Genomic DNA, 15,769 nt, shown 5'->3' with positions numbered 1-15,769 from the left:
TCCGTTCCCGGAGGGGCATTTCCGTGACCTCCAGCGCGTGATCTCTAAGCGCCGAACGGCAGCCGGGGGTCGATGTCCTGGCCGTCCCAGCTTTGGCGGACCCAGCCGTGGTGCGGGTCGTCGCTGATGAGCCATTCGCGGACCGGGCCGGGGCCGGCCATCACGTTCAGGTAGTACAGGTCGTAGCCCGGGGCTGCCATGGCGGGGCCGTGCCAACCGTAGGGGACCAGCACAACGTCGCCCGTGCGGACCTCGGCGGCAACGTCGATGGGACGCTCATCCGAGGCGTAGACGCGCTGGTAACCGATGGCGTCGGCGTCGGCGGGTGCGCCGGAGCCCGCAGCCACCTGCGTCTCGAAGTAATAGATCTCCTCAAGGTTCGTTTCGCCGTCCTTTTCCTCATCGTGCTTGTGCGGAGGGTAGGAGGACCAGTTCCCGGCGGGGGTGAGGACTTCACACACGATGAAACGGTCAGCCTCAAGGGCCGCAGGCGTGCCGAAGTTATGGACCTGGCGCGAGCAGTTGCCCGCCCCGCGCAGTTCCACGGGTGTCTCCGCCGCCGTGACCAGGCGCGTGGGATAGGAGGCCTTTGCCGGTGCGGTGGCGACCGCCACCCGTCCGCCGTCGGTCGAGCTGATGGTGACGGTCCGGCCCGTGCCCGAGTACAGCACGTCGCTGGGGCCGTGGAACACGGACGCCCGGCCCGCCAGGACATAGTCTTCACCGTCGACGGAGACGGTGAAGGAGCCGCTGAGGGGAACCACAATCCGCTCCTCGTCCGCTGCCGGGAGAACGACGTCGGCCCCGGCAGTCAAGGTGGCCACCTTCAGGCCCGTATGGGCCCAGCCATCCACGGCCAGGGTTGAATCGGAGGTTCCGAGCGAGACGTCCCAGCCGCCGTCGGCGGCGCTGCCCAGAGGGTAGACCCAGTTAGTCATTGATGTATTCCTTGCGCTATCGCTGTACGAGTGTCATGTCAAAGCTGTACGAATCCGCCCGGTACACGTGGTGTCCGGTTTCCACCCGGCGACCGGCGTCGTCCGTTGCGGTGCGCTCCATGGTGACCAGGGCGGAATTGACCTCCGCCTCCAGCAGGCGGGCCTGGTAGTCGTTGGCGATCATCGCGCCGATCCGTTGCGAGGCCAGGCGGAAGTTGACTCCGCCGCGGCGGAGAATGGCGTAGAGGCCCTCAGAGGCCAGCATGGCTTCGTCCATGGTGGCGATGTCGTCCCGGACCCAGTTCTCCATCAGGGCCAGCGGCTTGCCGCCCACTTTCCGCAGGCGGGTGAAGTGGTACACCTTGGAGCCGGCCGGCAGTTCGAGGGTGGCGAGAGTCGCAGCGTCGGCCTCCATGTGGGAGAAGGTCAGCACCTCGGTGGTGGGCTTCTTGCCGTTGTTGGAGAGGTCATCAAACAGGCTGGAGAGCTCCAGGGGGCGGCGGACCTGGCTGGAGACCACCTGGGTACCCACGCCGCGCTTGCGGACCAACAGCCCCGATCGGACCAGCTCGTCCATGGCTTTGCGCATAGTGGGCCGGGAGAGGTTCAGCTGGGCCGCGAGATCGATTTCGTTTTCCAGCCGGCTGCCGGGTTCCAGGATTCCGCTGTGGATGGCGGCCTCGATGCCCTGCACCACCTGGTGGTACAGGGGTACGGGCGAGGAGCGGTCGATGATGAGACCAAGTTGATTCGCCACTGGATATTCCTCGTTCCATGCCGGAAGCTGGTGCCCGCCCGAGGCCCGGGAGGGAATCCATGTCCTACTATGTTCGCTTGATAGGACATACTGCCTTTGTTGATAATATCAGCCGAACTTTGGCGGTCAAGGCTACGACTGGCGGGCGCACCGCCATGCGTGCATATGGTCCTAGGCTGGGGGGATGAACAACCGATACCTCGTGTCCCGCGAACGCTTCATCGCTGCCCCACCCGAAGTGATCTATGAAGTGCTGGCCACTCCGGCGCTGCACAGTGCGATCGACGGTTCCGGCACTGTGAAGGGCGCCCAGCCGCGCGGCCCGGAACGGCTGAGCCTCGGAGCCCGGTTCGGTATGGAAATGAACATGGCCGTGGACTACAAGATCCTGAACACGGTCTCCGAATTCGAGGAAAGCCGGCGCATTGCCTGGCGCCATTTCTATGGTCACGTCTGGCGGTACATCCTGGAACCGGCCGCCGGCGCCGACGGTACTGCCGGCACGCGCGTCACCGAACAATGGGACGCCAGGGCTGTCCGCGGCAAGATTTTCCTCCGGCTGGCAGGATACCTGCGCCGACACCCCGCCAGCATCGAAAAGACCCTGGCCAATCTTGAGGCGTACGTTGCGGCCTCCGGTCGGCGCGAGGCCGGCAGCACGGGGACTTCCTGAGACGCCGCTTCAACGGGCGGTGAAGCCGGCGGGGTCCCGGTCCGTGCGGCGGCTTCTGTAATGTGGGTGGCACCCGGAGTACGGGGCAAGACTGAAGGTGGGAAGCACGATGGGCCGCAGGACACTTGTTGACGACCTTGTCGACGGTCTGCTTGAGGACATCCTGGACGGCAAACTGCAGCCCCACGTCGCCTTACCGCCCGAAGCCGACATCGCCAAAGCCTACGACGTCAGCCGCCTCACGGTGCGCGAGGCGCTCAAGGCCCTGCGGGCACAGAACATCCTCTACGTTAAAGCCGGCCGTGGGACCTTCGTCAACCCGACCGACAACTGGACCGGTCTGGACGCGATCTTCAAGGCCGCTTCGCACGACAATGGGGCGGAGCAGGTGGCAGTGGGGTTGATCGAGATGCGGCGCATGGTTGAAACCGGGGCTGCTGCGCTCGCGGCCAAACGCCATACACCCGAGCATGCGCAGCAGATGCGCAAGTGCATTGCGGACATGAAGCGCTTCCACGATTCCGGTGACCTCGATGCCTTCGTGGCGGCAGACATCGCCTTCCACGACGCAGTGTTGAAGGCTTCCGGCAATCCGTTTGTCCGGGCGCTGTTCGCGCAGCTAGGTCAGCTCCTTTACGTAAAACGGCGTGAAACGTCCGCCGTCAAAGAGATCCAACTGCACGCCATCGAGTACCACCAAAAGGTCATGGAAAGCATCCTCAGCGGCGAGGCCGAACTGGCCCGCCGCGCGATGGACGAGCACATGGACCAGACATACCGGGACTACGAACGCTATGTGCACCACGCAGCATCCTGACGTTGCAGCCCGCACCAATCAGGTCTTGACGTAATCCGCATCACTAATCTATGCTTTTTCTCAGTTGTTCGATCAGATGTCTGACATCTGACTCAAATCGCATTGATCCCGTTCCCATGTGGACTGGGCCTCCCAAGATATCCGCACGGATCCGCGCCACCACTGCCGGTGCCGGACTCCGTTAGACAGAAGGTCGAAGATGACTTCACTCTCCTTAAAATCCGCAGGGCTCGGCGAGCTTGGTGAGCGTACGCTCCGCAAGGTCCGCCGCCGGGTTATGCCACTGATCGTCCTGCTCTATTTCGTTGCCTACCTTGACCGCAACAACGTGGGCTTCGCCAAGCTCACCATGAGCGAGGACATCGGCCTGAATGCCGCAGCTTACGGGCTCGGCGCCGGCATCTTCTTCCTCGGCTATGCACTCCTCGAGGTGCCAAGCAACGCTGGCATGTACCGGTTCGGCGCACGCAAGTGGCTGGCCCGGATCCTTATTACGTGGGGCATCTTCGCCACGGCCATGTGCCTGGTGAACGGTGAAACCACCTACTACATCATCCGTTTCCTGTTGGGGGCGGCAGAGGCTGGCTTCTTCCCGGCCATCCTCTTCTACCTGACGCTGTGGTTCCCTGCCGCTCAGCGCGTCACGGTACTGGGCATCTTCATCCTCGCCCAGCCCATCTCCAACGCCCTCGGCGCCCCGGTCTCCGGACTGCTGCTCCAGATGGACGGCATCATGGGCCTGCAGGGCTGGCAGTGGCTGTACATCATCGAAGGTATCCCGGCCATCATCCTGGGCCTGCTCACCCCCATCCTCATGACCGACCGCCCGCGGGATGCCAAGTGGCTCAACCCGGACGAGCGCGAATGGCTTGCCACCACCATGGACAAAGAGTTGGCCGTCAAGTCCGGTTCCGGCAGCCACAACTTCCTGTCCGGCCTCAAGGACAAGCGGACCCTGACCTACTCGGCCCTGTACTTCGGCCTGGTCTGCGGCATCTACGGACTGGGTCTCTGGATGCCCACCATCGTCGCCGCCTTGGGCAAGTTCTCCACCGCCCAGGTCGGGTTCATCGTCCTCATTCCCTACTCCGTGGCCGCAGTCTTTGTGTACTTCTGGAGCAAGCGTGCGGACAAGACCGGAAAGCGGGCCTGGCACAGTGCGGTCAGCATGGTCCTTGCCGGCATGGGCCTCCTTGCTGCAGGCTACATGCTCCCGGTCAACCCCATACTGGCCCTCATCGCCCTGACCGCCGCGGCCATGGGTATCTACGGCGCCATCGCTCCGTTCCTGTCCATGCCGTCCGCGGCGCTCACCGGGGCAGCTGCTGCTTCCGGCCTCGCCCTGATCAACTCACTGGGTAACCTCGGCGGTTTTGTGGCCCCCTACGCTGTCGGCCTGCTGAACGACGCCACGGGCAACAACCAGAGCGGCCTGCTGTTCCTGTCCTTCTGCCTCTGCGTCACGGCCGTTGCCACCTACCTTTACGCACGCAAGCGCCCCGAAGGCGATGCCGCGCTGGATCCCGCAGTTGCCGCGGCTGCCGCTGTGACCTCTGACTCCCAGGCTCCGGCAAAAATCTCCTGATCTCGAAATCCCTCATCTCGAAACCCCTGAAGGAAAGCCTCATGACTACCAGCAACTTCCCCTCCGAACGCACCGTTGTCCTGACCGGCGCCGCGTCGGCCCGCGGCATCGGCCGCGCCGCCGCTGACCGGATGGCCAGCGAGGGATGGTCAATCGCCATCCTCGACATCAATGCGGAGGACGCCAAGGCCGCCGCCGCGGAGATCGGCTCCAACCGTGCGGTCAAGGCCATTGGCGTTGGAGCCGACGTGTCCGACGAGGCGTCCGTTGACCGGGCCATCACCGAGATCGAAGACTCTCTTCCCCCGATTGTTGCGCTCGCCAACCTCGCCGGGATCAGCTCCCCGACGACGTTCATGGAAACCACCGTGGCGGAGTGGGACAACGTCTTCGCCATCAACATGCGCGGTACGTTCATCGTTTCCCAGCGGGTCCTCAAGGGCATGATCGAGCGCAGGCTCGGGCGGATCGTGAGCATCTCGTCCATTTCCGCCCAGCGCGGCGGCGGAACGTTCTCGAAGGTTGCCTACAGCGCTACCAAAGCCGGAATCCTCGGGTTTACCCGCGCCCTGGCCCGGGAAGTCGGCGAGTTCGGCATCACGGTCAACGCGATTGCCCCCGGCCCGATCGACACCGACATCATGGGTGGAACCCTCACCGATGAGCGCAAAGCGCAGCTGTCCGAGGGCATCATGATGGGCCGCGTGGGCACCCGCGAGGAAGTGGCAGCCTTGATCGCCTTCCTGTTGGGCCAGGACTCGGGCTACATCACCGCTGCCACGTACGACATCAACGGCGGCCTCCAGGTTTCCTGACCGGGAACCGGACCAGGCACGGGCACCCCCTCCGGTTTTCCGGCGTGGGTGCCCTCGTGCCGGAGCCAGTGCCAGCGCCAGTGCCGTGCCGGAGCCTGGCCGAAGTCTAGGCTGGCACTATGAATCCCTCCGGCGGCTTGGTCCCCAGCCCGCGGACCCTTGAGGTTGAGAGCCTGGACGCCTTCGACCGGCTCGTCGCAGCCGGTGCGGTAGCCATGCACGGCTGGCACGCCCAGTCCCTGGACCTGCGCGGCCGCAAGGCAGCGCTTGAGGCGCTGGAAGTGGAAGGCGCCATTTTCCTGGGGTGTACCTTCGACCAGGGCGTGGAGGATGGGCTTCGCCGCCGCGGCGCACTGATCTTCCCCAGGCTGCAGGGTGTGCCGTTCGATCCCTACCGTGCCCGGCTCTACACGCCGCAGGAACTGTATGCCGGCCTGGAAATTTCACCCTATGAGGAGCTGCCTGACGCCCTGGTGTACCAGTGGAGCATCCGCGCGGGGCAGCGCAACCGGCTGGATGCCACCCTGGCCTCGGCGCTGCATGACCACGCCATCGGCGATGCCCTGGACGAGTTCACACACTCGCACCTCCACGCCGGCCGCACCACTGTGGGCGTGATGGGCGGGCATGCCGCCCAGCGCGGCACTCCGGAGTTCGCCCAGGCAGCCGAGCTGGGCAGGCTCCTGGCGCAGACCGGGCGGATGGTGGCAACCGGCGGCGGCCCTGGCACCATGGAAGCGGCAAACCTCGGCGCGTATCTCAGCCGCGTTCCGCACCCGGAGTTCACGGCGGCCCTCGCCGGGCTTGGATCCGTCCCCGGCTTCCGACCCTCGGTGTCCGCGTGGGCGCGCGAGGCGGCCGCCGTCGTCGAACGTTATCCGGGCGGCACGCCGTCGCTGGGCATCCCCACCTGGTTTTATGGGCATGAGCCGCCGAACTACTTTGCCACCCACATCGCCAAATACTTTGCCAACGCCATCCGGGAGGCGATCCTGCTGGAACTGTGCGACGGCGGCATCATCTTCCTGCCGGGAGCGGCCGGTACCGTGCAGGAAATCTTCCAGGACGCCTGCGAGAACTACTACAGCGCGCGCGAAGCCGTGACGCCGATGGTGTTGGTGGGACGGCGCCACTGGGAGCACGAGTATCCCGCGTGGCCCGTGCTCCAGCGGCTGGCTGCCGGACGGGTCATGGAGGACCGGATCTTCCTGGTGGACAGTGTGGACGAGGCGCTCGCAGTGCTGGGCGGCTAGCACTTCCAAGCCAGAGGCCTGTCGCCCATGCTCGGCGGTTAACCCACCACGGTGCCGAAGGCCAGCCCCAGCACGTAGGTCACGGCGGCGGCGCCGAGGCCGATGCCCAGTTGGCGGAGCCCGCGCGTCAGCGGCGACGTTCCGGACAGCAGGCCCACGATTCCGCCGGTGGCCAGCAGCGCCAGCCCCACCAGCACCGCGGCCACCACCAGGGCGGCCACGCCGGTCAGGCCGAACAGGAACGGCAGGATGGGGACCACGGCGCCGGACGCGAAAAAGCAGAAGCTGGACAGCGCCGCCCCCCACGCGGTGCCCACGGCCTCGTGCTGGTCTTCAGCCTCCGGAACCTCGGGCTGGAGCGACAGGCTGGGATCGCAGTCGCAGCTCAGCAGCCCCATGCGTTCGGCCACGCGGTGTGCGGCCGCTTCGTGGGACATCCCGCGCGCCAGGTAGACGAGCATCAGTTCGTTGTGTTCGATGTCCAGTTTCGGGGCGGCCGCGAGGGTGATCTGGGTGGGACGCGTGGCGGCCAGGAGCTCGCGCTGGGACCGCACGGAGACAAACTCGCCCGCGGCCATGGACATGGCACCGGCGAGGAGCCCTGCCACACCGCTGAGCAGCACCACCCCGCTCGCCACGCCGGAAGCGGCCATGCCCACCACGAGTGAGAGGTTGCTGACCAGGCCATCGTTGGCGCCAAAAACGGCGGCACGGAATGTCCCGGCGAGCCGGTTGCGGCCACGGGTTGCCAGGCCGCGGACCACTTCCTCATGGATCTGTTCATCCGCTGCCATGGCATCCGTGGCGTTGGGATCCAAGGCGTAGGGGGAGCGGCCTTCAGCGCGCTGGGCGAGGGCCAGGACGAAAACGGAGCCGAAGTGGCGGGCCAGGAAGCCCAGGAACTGGCTGCGCAGTGACGCCGGCCGGGATTTTTGGGCGTGATCGCCGAGAAGCGTGAGCCAGTGGGCCTCGTGCCGCCCCTCGGCTTCGGCGAGGGCCAGCAGGATGGCACGCTCTTCGCCGTCGCGGTTCTGGGCGAGATCGCGGTAGACGGCGGCCTCTGCCCGTTCGTCCGCCAGGTACTGGCGCCACCGGCGGATGTCCGCCGGGGTGGGCTGCGGCGCGGATGGGGCGGAATCCGTCGGCCGGGCTTGGCTGGGATTGGGGTGCTGAGACACACAAGGCTCCTGTGCTGGATGGGCATGGTTCGGCCCCATTGCACCGCCCAGCTTACCGCGGAATTCCGCGGATTTTCGGCTGGCTGCCCTCACTGCGGAGTTTAGGTTTCCCTCAAAATTCGGCAGTCTGCCGGGTGTGACCGGACGGGTTGCGCCGGCTCTTGACCGGGCCCACCGGCGGTGCTGTGATGAAGGAGTGGCGTCCGCCCGCGCCCACGGGCGGCACCCATCAACAAAGCACGTCAGGCGAACAAACGGAGGTCGAATCATGAGCACCACCGGACAGCACCCGGACATGCCGCACCTGGAATCTGTTGAATCGGATCCCGCTTACGACTACGCCGAGGACGTCCCCGTCAGCGTGGACGACTGGGACGCCGAGGACGAATTCCTGGACGAGGAAAAGGTGGTGGTTCCCACGCCCCCGGTGGCAGTCGACGCCGAGGAGCGCGTGGTTCCACTCGATGAGGACGAATTCCGCGGAGCCGAATAGAACGAACGACGGCGGCACTCCGGTTCGCGGGGAAGCGAAGGGGAGTGCCGCCGTCGTGCTTAACTCAGTGAAGCTGCCGGGTCAGCGGCTCGCGTGGCTGGCGACCGGGTGGGCCTCCATGGGCAGCTCTTCGGTGACCGCTCCCGCGACCCGCTTCTCCCAGGCCTCGCGGACCTCGGGGTCCGTGGGAGGCGTGAGCAGCGAGATCACGATGTAGGAGACCAGCGAGGCGCCGAGGCCCCAGTAGATGGGTTCGTTGGCGTAGACGCCGTCAACGCTGGGGATGACTCCGAGGGCGTACATGATCAGCAGTGCCAGGGTCAGGACCGAGCCAACGGCCATGGACCAGGCGGCTGCGATGCCGGTGCCGCGCTTCCAGACCAGGCCGCCGAGGATGGCCACCAGCAGGCCGCCCACCAGGATGTCGTAGGCGATGGTCAGTGCCACCACGACGTCCTGTGCCGCCATGGAGATCAGCACGGCCACGATGCCCAGGCCCAGGACCCAGTAACGGTTGGCCTTGACGTCGTGCTCGGGGTTTTCGGTGTCGTCGGTGTTGATCGTCTTGCCAAACCAGCTGGCCACGAACGGCACCACGTCGGCGCGGGCCACCGTGGCGGCTGCGATGAGGGCGCCGGAGGCGGTGGACATCATGGCGGCGACCGCGGCGGCCATGACCAGGCCGCCGATGCCGATCGGCAGGATCTGGGTGGCGACTTCAGCGTAGACAACGTCCTTGCCGAGGTTGGCGACGTCGATGTCGGGCAGGGCCACGCGGGCGGCCAGGCCGATCAGGGCACCGGCCACGCCGTAGAGGATGCAGTAGACGCCGGCCGTTGCGCCGCCCCAGCGGGCCACGGTCGGGGTCTTGGCGGTGAAGACGCGCTGCCAGATGTCCTGGCCGATCAGGAGGCCCAGGGTGTAGACCACGAAGTACGTGATGATGGTCTGCATCCCGATGCCATCAAGCTGGAAGAAGCTGGCGTCAACGCGGCTGCGGATGCCATCGAGGCCGCCGGCGGCGTTGAGCGTGAACGGCAGCATCAGGGCGAAGATGCCTACGGTCTTGATGATGAACTGCACCTGGTCGGCCAGGGTGATGGACCACATGCCGCCGATGGTGGAGTACACCAGGACGATGGCGCCGCCGACGGCGATGGCGAGCCAGCGCTCCCAGTCGAACAGGACCACGAAGATGGTGGCGTAGGCGCCGGTGGAGGTGGCGCAGAGCATCAGGGTGTAGGCCAGCATGACGATGCCGGAGGTCTGGGTGGCGCGCTGGCCGTAGCGCAGGCTGAGCATCTGGGAGACCGTGTAAATCTTCAGGCGCTGGATGGTGCCGGCGAAGAGCAGGCTCAGGAGGAGCACACCGGCGCCGATGGCGACCACCAGCCACATGCCGGAGATGCCGAACTTGTAGCCGAGGCCAACGCCGCCCACGGTGGAGGCACCGCCCAGGACGACGGCGGCCATGGTGCCGGTGTAGAGCAGGGGACCGAGGCGGCGGCCGGCAACCAGGAAGTCGCTGTTGTTCTTGGTGCGGGACTTGCCCCACCAGCCGAAGGCCAGCATGGCGATGAGGTACACCACCACGATGGCGATGTTGACGAAGTTAGCGTCCATTTGGGGCTCCTTGGAGCTGATCTGCAGTGTGTCTGGAATCCCGGCGGCGCTGCTGGGGAGGCCGGTTTTCCGCTGCTCTTGTGGAATTGGGAGGAAGAGTTCCTCAAATATTGCCTCAGGGGCAACACTTGTTGCCCAAGAGCGTATGCTGTGACCGACGCAACAGTCAAGGTCGGCCGAAGTGTCTGCTGTTCGCCGCCTTCCACGCCACGCGGGCCGGCTGCCATTAGGATTGCTCCAGAGATGGGGCCGCACCGCCGGCCACGAAAGGTCCGAACATGAAGGCACTGCCAGTTGAGCCGAGCAACGTTCCCGTTGCCATCGGTTCCCGAATCCGTGCCGCACGGCAGTCGCAGCGGCTGACCATCGAACAGGTTGCCGACGCCACCGGCCTGACCAAGGGCTTCCTCAGCCGCGTGGAACGTGACCTTACGTCGCCGTCTGTCGCGTCGCTGGTGACCCTGTGCCAGGTCCTGTCCATCTCGATCGGCGAACTGTTTGTAGCCCCGGAAACCCACCTGACCAAGCGGGATGAAGGCCCACGGATCTCCCTGGGCGGCGAAGGCATCGTGGAGCGGCTGCTGACTGCGCGTTCCGAACGGCGCATCCAGATCATCCAGGCCGTCATCGAGCCGCATGGCCGCGGCGAGGCTGAGCTGTACGCCGTGGACTGCGACGTGGATGTGCTCCATGTGATCAAGGGACGCATCCGGCTGATCCTGACCAACGAGGAATACGAGCTCAGCACCGGCGACACCGTGACCTTCCCGGGCCGCGAACCGCACACGTGGGTCAATCCCACGGATGAGGCCGTCGAGGTTCTCTGGGTCCTTGTCCCTGCGGCCAGCCGGTAGGTTGCTGCTCCCCGCTCGCTAGCGTTGTGGTGTTACCGCCCTCTGCCGCGCCTTCCGTGCGTTCCGGCCCAGTTTGTGGCCCGTTTTGTTCCGGCTTCGCACCGGCAGCCCCGGGTGACGCTGGAAATCAGCAGTTCGTCTCAGGTGCTCGCCAAGGCAACTGGGCGGGAATGTCACGGCGCCGGTCTCTTCAGGGCGATGACGGCTTGGATCTCTGCCACAACGCGTTCGGGTTGATACCAAATGATCTCCGGCGGGTAGCGCAGCACAGCATAGCCATTCACTGTTGACGCGTTGTTGCGCGCCAGGTCTTGCCGCAGGGCTTTCCTGGTCGAGTGGAAGGCGAAGCCGTCTACTTCTACGATCAGAAAACCCTCGATGAGGAAATCGACGCGCCCGATTCCCGGAATTTGAACCTGTGCATCAAACGCGATGCCGTTGGCGCGGAAGAGGTATTGGGCGTCGACTTCCACGATGGATTCGGCGCGCAGGTCCAGCTCACGCAGCGCCGCCAGCACGGGACGGGATCGATCTCCTCCGAGCTGGTCCTTCAACAGCTCGAGCGGTACGCCGTGCAGTCGGACGGCCGAGGTGGCGATTGCCGTGGAGGCCGGGGCGGGCAGGCATCCGATGGCATGCAACACCACATCTTCAACTGCGGCCAGGGGCAGTGTGGGGTGCGGATTGAACCTGCTGGTCCGGTGCCGGATAAAGCCCCTGCTGTGGCCATGGTTGCAGGCCAAGTGGTGTTCGGCTGGCGGGTTCCGCAGCCACAGCCCGTAGTGTTCGGCTGCGCTGGCGCAGGTGAGCCACGCATTGTGCCTGATGGCCGCAACAAAATCGGCGTTGGCAGCTGGATGTACAAGGACGCCGCGGCGGGGCTGGGTGACGCCGCGCGCCGTCAAGTGTTCGATGTCCGTCCTGGAGTATCCGGCGCTAAGCAGCTGGGCGGTGCGGGCAACTCCGCCGGTCCGTTTGAGGAATTCGTAGATGTCCATGGGGTCATTCCAGCCGTCCCGAACTGGTTCCGGAAGGCGAGCCAATCCGCATGTGGGTAACCTGCCCAGCCTGCGCTCGACGCTCCTGCCCGGTTCCTCGGGCCGCGGGTAGGCTGCCTGCCACGGTGGGCCCCAGGATTCCGCGGCGCGGCGGGCCAGATGGCGGAGGCGCATGGACAGCCCTCGAGGCAACTGGGCGGGAGCGATAACCGAGACCTCAGCCAAGGGAGTTTTGTAAACAACTGATGCGCATAAGAAAACTTCGGGCTATGATGGCTATCACACCCGCCGATCAATCCTCGAAGGAGAGGCTCATCTTGAAAGAGCTGCGCATCGAAGCCAACGGCAACCTTGGCCCCATCGATTCATCCCGTATCCCGCGCTATGCCGGCGCTGCAACCTACGCCCGCCTGCCGCGCCTGGACCAGGTGGCCAAGGCGGACGTGACGGTGGTGGGAGTGCCCTTCGACTCGGGTGTTTCGTACCGCCCGGGTGCCCGTTTCGGCTCCAACCACATCCGCGAGGCCAGCCGCCTGCTCCGCCCTTACAACCCCGCCTGGGACGTCAGCCCGTTCGAAAACATCCAGGTGGCTGACGCCGGCGACATGGCGGTCAACCCGTTCAACATTAACGAAGCCATCGAAACCATCCAGCAGAACGCCTTGGACCTCACCTCGGCCGGCAGCAAACTGGTGACCCTCGGCGGGGACCACACCATCGCCCTGCCGTTGCTCCGCGCGGCTGCCGAGCGCGCCGGCGGACCCATTGCCATGCTGCACTTTGATGCCCATCTCGACACCTGGGACACCTACTTCGGCGCCGAATACACCCACGGCACCCCGTTCCGCCGGGCCGTTGAGGAAGGCATCCTGGACACCGAAGCCATCAGCCACATCGGCACCCGCGGCCCGCTCTACGGCAAAAAAGACCTCGACGACGACCACCGCTTCGGGTTCGGCATCGTCACCTCCGCCGACGTCTACTACCAGGGCGTCCTCGAAACCGTGGCCAAGGTCCGCGACCGGATCGGCAACCGTCCGCTCTACATCTCCGTAGACATCGATGTCCTGGACCCCGCGCACGCCCCGGGTACCGGAACCCCTGAAGCCGGCGGCATCACCAGCCGCGAACTCCTGGAGATCATCCGCGGCTTCCGCGGCATGAACCTGGTGGGTGCGGACATTGTTGAGGTGGCTCCGGCCTACGACCACGCTGAAATCACAGGCGTGGCTGCCAGCCACGTGGCCTATGAACTGGTCACCCTGATGGCGGACAATGCTGTTGAAGGTGACCGTTTCGGGACCGCCAACGGCTACGCCGCCCAGGCTCTCGGCCAAGAAGCCCGTCAACCTGCCGGTTTCGCCGCCGGAACCAAGGAGTAGCCGCCATGATTGATTTCGATCCGGGCACAGCAACTGCGCCCGCAGGGGACAGTAAGCGGACCAGCCAGCGCAACGGCGGGGACCTCGTCGTCGAAACCCTTGAAGCGCTCGGCGCCAAGACCGTCTTCGGCATCCCGGGCCAGCACGCGCTCGGCCTGTTTGACGCCATGGGCCGCGGCAACCTGCACTTTGTGTCCTCCCGCGTGGAGAACAACAGCGCCTTCGCCGCGGACGGGTACTCCCGCGCCACCGGCGAAGTCGGGGTGCTGTTCCTGTCCACCGGACCCGGCGCGCTGACCTCACTGGCCGGCCTGCAGGAGGCCTACGCCACGGGTGTGCCCATGGTGGTAGTGGCCAGCCAGATCCCGCTCGAAGGACTCGGCGCCCGCCGCAAGGGCATGCTGCACCAGCTCGATGACCAGAAGGCCTCGGCCGCGAACGTCACCAAGAGCCAGCGCCTGATCCAGCACGCGTCCGGGATCCCGTCGGCCATCCAGGATGCCTGGACTGAGGCCATTTCCTCGCCGCAGGGCCCGGTCTGGCTGGAAATCCCGCAGAACGTGCTGCTGGATCCCATCATGGTGCCCCCGGTGGAGGACGCGCTCGCCGAAGCAGCGGACAACCCGCCTCGCGTGGAACTGGTCCGGGAAGCGGTGAAATGGCTGTCGACAGCGGAACGTCCCGCCATCATCGCCGGCGGCGGTACTCGGCGGGGCAGGGCCGAAAAGTCATTGCTGTCCATTGCCGAGAAGCTGCGGGCACCGGTCATCTGCACGCCCGGCGGCAACGGCGCCTTCCCGTGGACCCATGAGCTCTCGCTGCAGTCCTGGATCGAGGACCGCCATATGACGGACCTCCTGGAAGATGCCGACGTCCTGATTGTCATCGGCTCGTCCCTCGGTGAAGTCACGTCCAACTACTTCACGTTCGCGCCACGCGGCCGCATTATCCAGATCGACGCCGAGCCGCGCGTCCTCGAATCGAACAGCCCCGGGCTGGGCATCCGCGCCGACGCCGGCCAGGCGCTCAGCGCACTCGACGACGCCCTGATTGCGCCCGTCGACGCCGCCCGCAGTTGGCACGGGAAATCCCCGGAGGACCTGGTGAAGGAATCCCTCGCCAAGGTCAAGGCGCGGCTGGAATCGCAGGACCTGGCCAAGGAACTGAAGTTCATGGCCGACATCCGCGAAGCCGTCCCCGACGACATGCAGACATTCTGGGACATGACCATCGCGGCATATTGGGGCTGGAGCTGCTGGGATGCCCGGCAGGGCCAGTTCCACTCCGCCCAGGGCGCCGGCGGCCTGGGCTACGGGTTCCCGGCAGCCATCGGCGGCGCCGTCGGGCTGGAAACAGTGGGCAAACCGGGCCGTGTGCTTGCCGTGTCCGGTGACGGTTCATCCATGTACTCCATCTCCGAACTCGCCACCGCCAAGCAGCACAACGTCCCGGTCACCTGGCTGATCGTGGACGACGGCGGCTACGGCATCCTGCGCGAATACATGGTGGGCGCATTCGGCAAGGCCACGGCCACCGAGCTCGCACGCCCCGACTTCGTCAAGCTCGCCGAAGCGTTCGGTGTGCCGGCCGCGCGAGTGGCCCCCGAGGATGTCGGGGACGCGCTCAAGGCGGGTTTCGCGGCCGACGGACCCAACGTCGTTGTCGTCGAAACGCTCCTGAAAATGTTCGGCCCCACCCACCTGGACGACTGAACAGCCGCTCCACACCAGCGCGAACTGGCAGCTAATACCCTCTCGAAGCGATTTTGAGGGCATGAACTGCCTGTTCGCGCTTGGCGTTTAAGGGCTCCTGAACCCGACCGTCCCTTCTTTAGTTTCCCAAAGCAACCATTTATGCATATAGTTGCCTAGGCAAACAAAAGAGGAGAGCTCAACTATGGCAGTAGCCCCGGACACCGCAGCGGACCTTGTCTACCGCATCTTCGATCTCCAAAGAGTGGTCCGATGTGTCGCTGCGGCGAGCTTCCGCGGACAGGACACCGGGGTTGCGTTGCAGGGCGTCCTCAGGTTTGTGGGGGAGGGGGAGTCCCGTGCCACCCAGCTTGCGGAACGGCTCGGTGTCAGTGCCCCTGTCCTCAGCCGCCACATCGCTGACCTTGAAGAGCAGGGTTACGTCATCCGGCGGCAGGATCCCGACGACGGCCGTGCCCAGTTGGTTGCCCTGTCGCCGGAGGGCGCGGACAAGCTCCGAAAGATCGAGGAGCACCGCACGGCCACGCTGCAGGACTACCTCAGCGATTGGAGCCAGGAGGATGCCGAAGACACGGCACGGATCCTGACGAAACTCTCGGAATCCCTGAAGCAATCAGCCCGGGCACATGCAGTCCCGGCACTTTCAACCGCGGCAACAGCTGCCGCAACCCAGACCCTCCAGGAGCGCTGA

The 15,769-nt window shown here is 65.6% G+C and carries 15 protein-coding genes; 10 read left to right on the top strand and 5 right to left on the bottom strand.

The features are described 5' to 3' along the window. Nucleotides 1–44: 44 nt before the first annotated feature. Both iolB and NFC73_RS12090 read right to left on the bottom strand, forming a co-directional pair. A complete protein-coding gene (iolB, locus tag NFC73_RS12095; RefSeq protein WP_254750513.1) occupies nucleotides 45–938 on the bottom strand; it encodes a 5-deoxy-glucuronate isomerase in 894 nt (297 codons plus the stop codon). 16 nt (nucleotides 939–954) lie between these two features. Next, entirely contained in the window at nucleotides 955–1,695 is a 741-nt protein-coding gene (locus NFC73_RS12090) for a GntR family transcriptional regulator (protein ID WP_254750511.1), read from the bottom strand. 184 nt (nucleotides 1,696–1,879) lie between these two features. On the opposite strand from NFC73_RS12090, the gene NFC73_RS12085 reads away from it, so the two are divergent. From NFC73_RS12085 to NFC73_RS12065, 5 genes are all read left to right on the top strand, one after another. Further along, nucleotides 1,880–2,368 carry an SRPBCC family protein gene (locus NFC73_RS12085; protein ID WP_254750509.1) on the top strand — a complete coding sequence of 163 codons (489 nt, stop codon included), beginning with the start codon at nucleotides 1,880–1,882 and terminating at the stop codon, nucleotides 2,366–2,368. A gap of 109 nt (nucleotides 2,369–2,477) precedes the next feature. Beyond that, nucleotides 2,478–3,185, top strand: a complete 708-nt coding sequence (locus tag NFC73_RS12080; RefSeq protein ID WP_254750507.1) for a FadR/GntR family transcriptional regulator — start codon at nucleotides 2,478–2,480, stop codon at nucleotides 3,183–3,185. 199 nt (nucleotides 3,186–3,384) lie between these two features. Further along, nucleotides 3,385–4,770, top strand: coding sequence for an MFS transporter (locus NFC73_RS12075; protein ID WP_254750505.1), 1,386 nt, complete (start codon nucleotides 3,385–3,387; stop codon nucleotides 4,768–4,770). Between the two features lie 41 nt (nucleotides 4,771–4,811). After that, entirely contained in the window at nucleotides 4,812–5,585 is a 774-nt protein-coding gene (locus NFC73_RS12070) for an SDR family NAD(P)-dependent oxidoreductase (protein ID WP_254750503.1), read from the top strand. 119 nt (nucleotides 5,586–5,704) lie between these two features. Then, complete coding sequence (locus NFC73_RS12065; protein WP_254750500.1) at nucleotides 5,705–6,838, top strand: LOG family protein; 1,134 nt, start codon at nucleotides 5,705–5,707, stop codon at nucleotides 6,836–6,838. Between the two features lie 38 nt (nucleotides 6,839–6,876). On the opposite strand, the gene NFC73_RS12060 is transcribed toward NFC73_RS12065, so the two are convergent. Beyond that, nucleotides 6,877–8,016 carry a VIT1/CCC1 transporter family protein gene (locus tag NFC73_RS12060; RefSeq protein WP_254750498.1) on the bottom strand — a complete coding sequence of 380 codons (1,140 nt, stop codon included), beginning with the start codon at nucleotides 8,014–8,016 and terminating at the stop codon, nucleotides 6,877–6,879. A gap of 268 nt (nucleotides 8,017–8,284) precedes the next feature. Here NFC73_RS12060 and NFC73_RS12055 point away from each other — a divergent pair, with 268 nt between their 5' ends. Beyond that, a complete protein-coding gene (locus NFC73_RS12055; protein WP_254750496.1) occupies nucleotides 8,285–8,509 on the top strand; it encodes a hypothetical protein in 225 nt (74 codons plus the stop codon). 81 nt (nucleotides 8,510–8,590) lie between these two features. On the opposite strand, the gene NFC73_RS12050 is transcribed toward NFC73_RS12055, so the two are convergent. Continuing rightward, nucleotides 8,591–10,132, bottom strand: coding sequence for a sodium:solute symporter family protein (locus NFC73_RS12050; protein ID WP_254750494.1), 1,542 nt, complete (start codon nucleotides 10,130–10,132; stop codon nucleotides 8,591–8,593). A 278-nt stretch (nucleotides 10,133–10,410) separates the two neighbouring features. On the opposite strand from NFC73_RS12050, the gene NFC73_RS12045 reads away from it, so the two are divergent. Beyond that, a complete protein-coding gene (locus tag NFC73_RS12045) occupies nucleotides 10,411–10,986 on the top strand; it encodes a helix-turn-helix domain-containing protein (protein WP_254750492.1) in 576 nt (191 codons plus the stop codon). Between the two features lie 173 nt (nucleotides 10,987–11,159). On the opposite strand, the gene NFC73_RS12040 is transcribed toward NFC73_RS12045, so the two are convergent. Next, nucleotides 11,160–11,984, bottom strand: a complete 825-nt coding sequence (locus tag NFC73_RS12040; protein WP_254750490.1) for a DUF559 domain-containing protein — start codon at nucleotides 11,982–11,984, stop codon at nucleotides 11,160–11,162. A 317-nt stretch (nucleotides 11,985–12,301) separates the two neighbouring features. On the opposite strand from NFC73_RS12040, the gene speB reads away from it, so the two are divergent. The 3 genes from speB to NFC73_RS12025 all read left to right on the top strand — a co-directional run bounded on the left by speB (nucleotide 12,302) and on the right by NFC73_RS12025 (nucleotide 15,769). After that, nucleotides 12,302–13,366, top strand: a complete 1,065-nt coding sequence (gene speB, locus NFC73_RS12035) for an agmatinase (protein WP_254750703.1) — start codon at nucleotides 12,302–12,304, stop codon at nucleotides 13,364–13,366. Nucleotides 13,367–13,371: 5 nt separating this feature from the next. Further along, nucleotides 13,372–15,078, top strand: coding sequence for a thiamine pyrophosphate-binding protein (locus tag NFC73_RS12030; RefSeq protein ID WP_254750488.1), 1,707 nt, complete (start codon nucleotides 13,372–13,374; stop codon nucleotides 15,076–15,078). A gap of 184 nt (nucleotides 15,079–15,262) precedes the next feature. Further along, nucleotides 15,263–15,769, top strand: coding sequence for a MarR family winged helix-turn-helix transcriptional regulator (locus NFC73_RS12025; protein ID WP_254750486.1), 507 nt, complete (start codon nucleotides 15,263–15,265; stop codon nucleotides 15,767–15,769).

The sequence above is a fragment of the Pseudarthrobacter humi genome (assembly GCF_024294965.1).
Lineage (GTDB): Bacteria > Actinomycetota > Actinomycetes > Actinomycetales > Micrococcaceae > Arthrobacter > Arthrobacter humi.
Note: the sequence above shows the minus strand (reverse complement) of the source record. Positions and strands in the feature narration are given on the sequence as shown.